This is a genomic window from Oryzihumus sp. (assembly GCF_036391795.1).
In the GTDB taxonomy this organism is placed as follows: Bacteria; Actinomycetota; Actinomycetes; order Actinomycetales; family Dermatophilaceae; genus Oryzihumus.
Window position 1 is genome coordinate 1 of record NZ_DASVZH010000325.1, and the last position, 5,817, is coordinate 5,817.

Sequence of the window (5,817 nt, forward strand, 5' to 3'; positions counted from 1 at the left end):
GCGACGGTGTCGTAGGAAGCCTGCGTCCCCGCGAGGTCCTCGGCGGACGGCATCGGGGTGCCGGGCGGGACGGCGAGGGACACGCTGGCGCGGGGTGCGCTGGACCGGGGCATGGCGGGGACCCTAGCGACGTCGCCGGACCCCCACCCGTCGGAGCGCCACGCCGGCGTGGTCGGGCGCCTCAGATGCCCAGCCGGCTCGCTACCACCGGTCCCCCGATCTCGCGGACAAGCGCCGGGTCGCCGACCACGACCAGCCGGTCGGTCGCGCGGGACAGACCGACGTAGAGCCGCTCGGTGTCCCGCGGGCGCACCCTCTCGTGGTTGACGCAGAGCACCACGGCGCGCCGCTCCAGACCCTTGCACCCCAGGACGTGGCCGTAGAAGACGTCGTCGTCCTCCCAGAACGAGCGCCAGTAGCTCTCAGGGTCCTCGTCGGCTCCGCGGTCGATCTGCACCGGGTGGCGGTGTCCCGTGACGAGGAGCGCGACGTCCCGCGGGCGCCAGCCCTCGTCGAGCAGGGCCTCCACCTGCTCGTCGGAACGGTCGACCGCTTCCTCCTGTCCAGCGGCGGCCACGAACGTGACGTCGGGTCCGTTGCCGCCGAGCAGGCGCATCCGCATGGGCGCCAGCGGGTTGAACGCCTCACCGATCTGCCTGGTGTTGCGCAGGTTGTGGTCCAGCACGAGGGGCACCAGCGGCACCGGCGGCCCGCCGAACCGGGCGAAGATGCGCTGGTTCTCGTCCGTGTAGGCGTAGATGCCGCCGCGCTCCTCGTCGCGCAGGCACCCGAGGATGGGCGCCCACCACGACTCGGCGAAGTCCTGGGACTCATCGACGATGACGGCGTCGAAACGCCGGCCGTCCGGAAGGCCCCGTGCCAGCTCGGCCATCTGCCGGGGCAGCTCGGACTCCCAGAACTCGCTGTTGTCGCGCGAGCCGTCCGGCGCACCCCAGGACCGGCCGAGCTGGTGGAACGTGCCCACGAACGCCGGCCGCTGCTTGCGCGGCCAGCCCTCGACGACCCGCTGGAACCACGCCGCGAGACCCCGCGAGTAGCAGACCAGCGCGACGCGCTGCGGCTTCTGGCCTCGGCCCCCGCAGGTGAGCTGTCTGGCCTGCTCGAGCGCGAGCACGGTCTTGCCGCTGCCTGCTCCCCCGCGCACCTCGACCCGCGGCAGCAGCCGAGTCACCTGCAGCAGCTGGGCCTGCTCGAGGGTGAGCCGCTGGGCGCGCGACTCCCGCTCGTCCGCCTCGGCGACCACCGAGTACTGCGGCAGGTGACGTCCCCGCAGGATCTCGGCGACCAGGGCGCAGTCCTCCTCGTCGGGGACCCGGCACGAGACCTCCTGCTGGCGGGGGACGTCCCACAGCCGCCCGGCGAGGTCGTCCATGTCCCCCTTCCCGTGGATGCTCCACCGGGGGCAGTCGGGCAGGGCGAAGTCCTCGTCGACGTCGGACCACGGCACCACCACGGCGTGTCCCCAGCGCACCCGCCCTCGGGACGAGCCCTTCCACCGCGGGTCCGACTCGACGTAACGGCGCAGGGCGTACTGCGTGTCGCGGACCTGACGCACCGGGTCGATCACCCTGGTCTCGCCGCGTGCGGTCTGCTGCCAGGAGTGCCCGTCGTGGTGGACGCTGCCGCCCTTGACCTCGACCACGACGACCCCGGCGCCGGGCATCAGCACGACCAGGTCGGCCTCGTGGTCCTTGGTGTGGTCGGTCAGGCGCAGGTTGGCCAGCAGCCGGTCCTCCTGCCGCAGGGTGTCCCTGAGCGTCTCCCAGACGTGGCGCTCGGACTCGGTGGTGAACAGCGGCTCGGCTGGGTCGCAGTGGCAGTGCATGGGACCACAGTGAAGCACCGCCATCCCCCGCTCGTGGCCGATTCCGGCACAGCGCGGGTCAGGCGGACTCGACGGCGTCCATCGCCTTGTAGATGCGCTTCTCCGAGACCGGGTATGCCGTGCCGAGCGTCTGCGCGAACAGGCTCACCCGCAGCTCCTCGACCATCCAGCGCAGGTCGCGCACGTCGTCCGCCGTGCGACGGGTGGGAGGCAGGGAAGCCAGCAGGTCGGCATACTCCGCCTGGACGCGCTCGACGACGGCGAGGCGCTCGGCGTCGCGGGCGAGCTCGCCCGGCGCCTTGTCGATGCGCACCAGCATGGCGCGCAGGTAGCGCTCGACGTGACGCAGCCGCGGGTAACCCGTCTCCGCCACGCACCCCGGGTGGATGAGCGACCCCAGCTGCGCCGTCAGGTCGGCCTTCAGCGCCCCGACGAGCGGGCTCGTCAGCCCGGAGAGAGCCACCTCGACCGCGCGTGCCCGCAACAGCACCGGCTCGACGAACGCGACGACGTCGAGGACACGGGGCACGACGTTCTGGCGGACCAGCGCCAGCGTCTCCTCGAACTCGGCCGGCGTGCGCACCGTCCCGCCGGGCCGCTCGGCCACCAGCGAGTCCACTGCGCAGGCCAGGCAGTCCTCCAGGAGGGCCGGCACGCTGCCGTGCGGGTTGTTGCCGAGGGTGAGCTTCTGGGCGTTGGTCAGGGTGGCCAGCACCCGCTTCCACGGGGCCGTGGTGTTGAGCAGCAGCAACCGGCGCACGCCCAGCCGGCTGGCCGCGTCGCGCTCGGCGGCGGTGGGCAGCACCTCGACCGACACGCTCTCGCCGTGGTCGACCACCGCCGGGAAGCCCTGGATGACCCGCTCACCCGAGGTGCGCTCGAAGGTGGCGGGAAGGTCCCCGAAGTCCCACTGCCGCAAGCCTTTTCGCTCCACCGACGATGCGGCGCGAGCCATCGTCTGGCGGACCTGTGGCGCCAGGTGGGCCTTGAGCGCCTCCAGGTCCTTGCCCTCACCGAGGACCGAGCGGCGGCGGTCCTCGACCCGGAAGGTGATGCGCAGGTGGTCGGGCACCCGCGTCCAGTCCCAGTCCATCGGGTCGATGCCGGTCCCGGTGCGCGCCTTGAGCGCCCGGGCCAGCTCCTCGGTGATCGGCCCGGCGTCCGGGTCCGCGTCGGCCAGCGCTGCCGCCGCATGGTCGGGCGCGGGCACGAAGCTGCGCCGGGTGGCCTTGGGCAGCGACTTCAGCAGCGCGGTGGCGAGGTCGTGGCGCAACCCGGGCACCTGCCAGTCGAAGCCGTCCGGCTCGACCTGGTTGAGCACGTCGACCGGCACGTGCACGGTGACGCCGTCCGCCGCGGTGCCGGGCTCGAACTGGTAGCTGACCGGCAGCTCGATCGACCCCTGCCGCCACACCTGCGGGTAGTCGTCGGCGCTGACGGCCCCGGCCTCGTCGGTGACCAGCAGGTCCTCGGTGAAGGTCAGCAGGTCCGGCTGCTCGCGCCGGGTCTTCTTCCACCACGAGTCGAAGTGACGCCCGGAGACGACGTCGGCGGGAATCCGCTTGTCGTAGAACGCGACCAGCGTCTCGTCGTCGACGATGAGACCCCGACGGCGGGCCCGCGCCTCGAGCTCGCCGAGCCGCTCGACCAGCGCCCGGTTGTCGTGGAAGAAACGGTGCTCGGTGTCCCAGTCGCCCTCGACGAGGGCGTGCCGGATGAACAGCTCGCGGGACTCCTCGGGGTTGACCCGCCCGTAGCCGACCTTGCGACCGGCAACCAGCGGCACGCCATACAGGGTGACCTTCTCCAGCGCGACCGCGCTGGCGCGCCTGCGCTCCCAGTGCGGTTCGGAGTACTGCCGCTTGACCAGGTGCTGGGCCTGCTTCTCCACCCACGCCGGGTCGATGCGGGCGTTGACCCTGGCCCACAGCCGCGTCGTCTCGACCAGCTCGGCGGCCATGACCCACTGCGGCTGCTTCCTGAACAGCGACGAGCCGGGCGAGATGCCGAAACGCGCACCCCGGGCGCCGAGGTACTCCCGCTTCTCCACGTCGCGCAGGCCGATGTGCGAGAGCAGGCCGGCCAGCAGCGACTGGTGGACCTGGTCGGGCGTGGCCGGGGTCTCGTTCGGGTGCAGGCCCAGGGACTTGCACGCCTGCTTGAGCTGGCTGTGCAGGTCCTGCCACTCGCGCACCCGCAGGTAGTGCAGGTACTCCGCCTTGCACATCCGGCGGAAAGCGCTGCCGCTCAACGCCTTCTGCTGCTCGCGCAGGTAGCCCCACAGGTTGGTGAGCGCGATGAAGTCGGAGTGCTCGTCGGCGAAGCGGCGGTGCTTCTCGTCGGCCTGCTGCTGCTTGTCGGCCGGCCTCTCGCGCGGGTCCTGGATCGACAGTGCCGCGACGATGACGAGCACCTCACGCAGCGCGCCGTTGCGGTCGGCCTCCAGCACCATGCGCGCCAGGCGCGGGTCGAGCGGCAGTTGCGCGATGGACCGGCCGTATGCCGTGAGCCGTTTGCGCGGGTCGCTCACCTCCGGGCGGATCGCCTCGAGCTCCTCGAGCAGCCGCACACCGTCGCTGATCTGGCGGGAGTCGGGCGGGTCGACGAACGGGAAGCGCGCGATGTCGCCGAGCCCGAGCGAGGTCATCTGGAGGATGACCGAGGCCAGGTTGGTGCGCAGGATCTCAGGGTCGGTGAACGCCGGGCGGTTCTCGAAGTCGTCCTCGGAGTAGAGCCGGATGCAGATGCCGTCGGCCACGCGACCACAGCGGCCGGCGCGCTGGCGGGCGCTGGCCTGGGAGATCGGCTCGATCGGCAGGCGCTGCACCTTGGTGCGCTGGCTGTAGCGGGAGATGCGCGCGGTGCCGGCGTCGACGACGTAGCGGATGCCGGGCACGGTCAGCGAGGTCTCGGCGACGTTGGTGGCGAGCACGACCCGGCGCCCGGTGTGCGAGCCGAAGACGCGGTGCTGCTCGGCGGCGGAGAGCCGGGCGTAGAGCGGCAGGATCTCGGTGTGCGGCAACGACATCCCGGTCAGGGCGTCGGCGGTGTCGCGGATCTCGCGTTCTCCGGAGAGGAACACGAGGATGTCGCCGGTGCCCTCGGTCCACAGCTCCTCGACGGCCTGGCAGATGCCGGTGACCTGGTCAATGTCGACGTCGCCCTCCTCGGTCCGCTGCAGCAGCGGCCGGTAGCGGACCTCGACGGGGTAGGTGCGCCCGGAGACCTCGATGATCGGTGCCGGCACGCCGTCGCGCTCGAAGTGCCGGGCGAACCGCTCGGGGTCGATGGTCGCGGACGTGACGATGACCTTGAGGTCGGGCCGGCGCGGCAGCAGCTGCTTGAGGTAGCCCAGGATGAAGTCGATGTTGAGCGACCGCTCGTGCGCCTCGTCGATGATGATCGTGTCGTACTTGCGCAGGTCGCGGTCGCGCTGCATCTCCGAGAGGAGGATGCCGTCGGTCATGACCTTGACCAGGGTGTCGTCGCTGGAGCGGTCCGTGAAGCGCACCTGGTAGCCGACGGCGGTGCCGAGCTCGGTGCCCAGCTCCTCGGCGATGCGCTCGGCGACCGAGCGGGCGGCGATCCGGCGCGGCTGGGTGTGCCCGATGAGGCCCTCGACGCCGCGGCCGAGCTCGAGGCAGATCTTGGGCAGCTGGGTGGTCTTGCCCGACCCGGTCTCGCCGGCGACGATCACGACCTGGTGGTCGCGGATGAGCGCGGCAATGTCGTCCTTGCGGGCGGCGACCGGCAGGTCCTCGGGGTAGGTGACCGTCGGCATGGCGGCGCGGCGGCGCGCCATCCGGGCCTCCCGGGCGGCCTGCCGCGCGGCGCTCCACCTCCGCCGGGCTGAGCCGGCGGGTCTGCGCCGGCTTGCGGCGGTTCTGGGGGCGGCGACGACGGGGCCGGGAGCCCTGCGCGCGGTGCTCCGCCTCTCCCACCTCAGCCATGACCCGCCAAGTCTAGGTGGC

At 72.2% G+C, this 5,817-nt stretch carries 2 protein-coding genes; both read right to left on the reverse strand.

The window, feature by feature from the left end; translation table 11 throughout:
- Nucleotides 1-181: 181 nt before the first annotated feature.
- On the reverse strand, nt 182-1,846 hold the full coding sequence (locus VF825_RS19760) for an NERD domain-containing protein (RefSeq protein WP_331116643.1): 1,665 nt from the start codon (nt 1,844-1,846) through the stop codon (nt 182-184).
- A 58-nt stretch (nt 1,847-1,904) separates the two neighbouring features.
- Entirely contained in the window at nt 1,905-5,792 is a 3,888-nt protein-coding gene (gene hrpA / locus VF825_RS19765) for an ATP-dependent RNA helicase HrpA (RefSeq protein WP_331116645.1), read from the reverse strand.
- Between the last annotated feature and the right edge of the window lie 25 nt (nt 5,793-5,817).

Coding starts and splice junctions, on each gene's coding strand:
- VF825_RS19760 (WP_331116643.1), bottom strand. CDS start 1,846: ATGCACTGCCACTGCGACCCAGCCGAGCCGCTGTTCACCACCGAGTCC.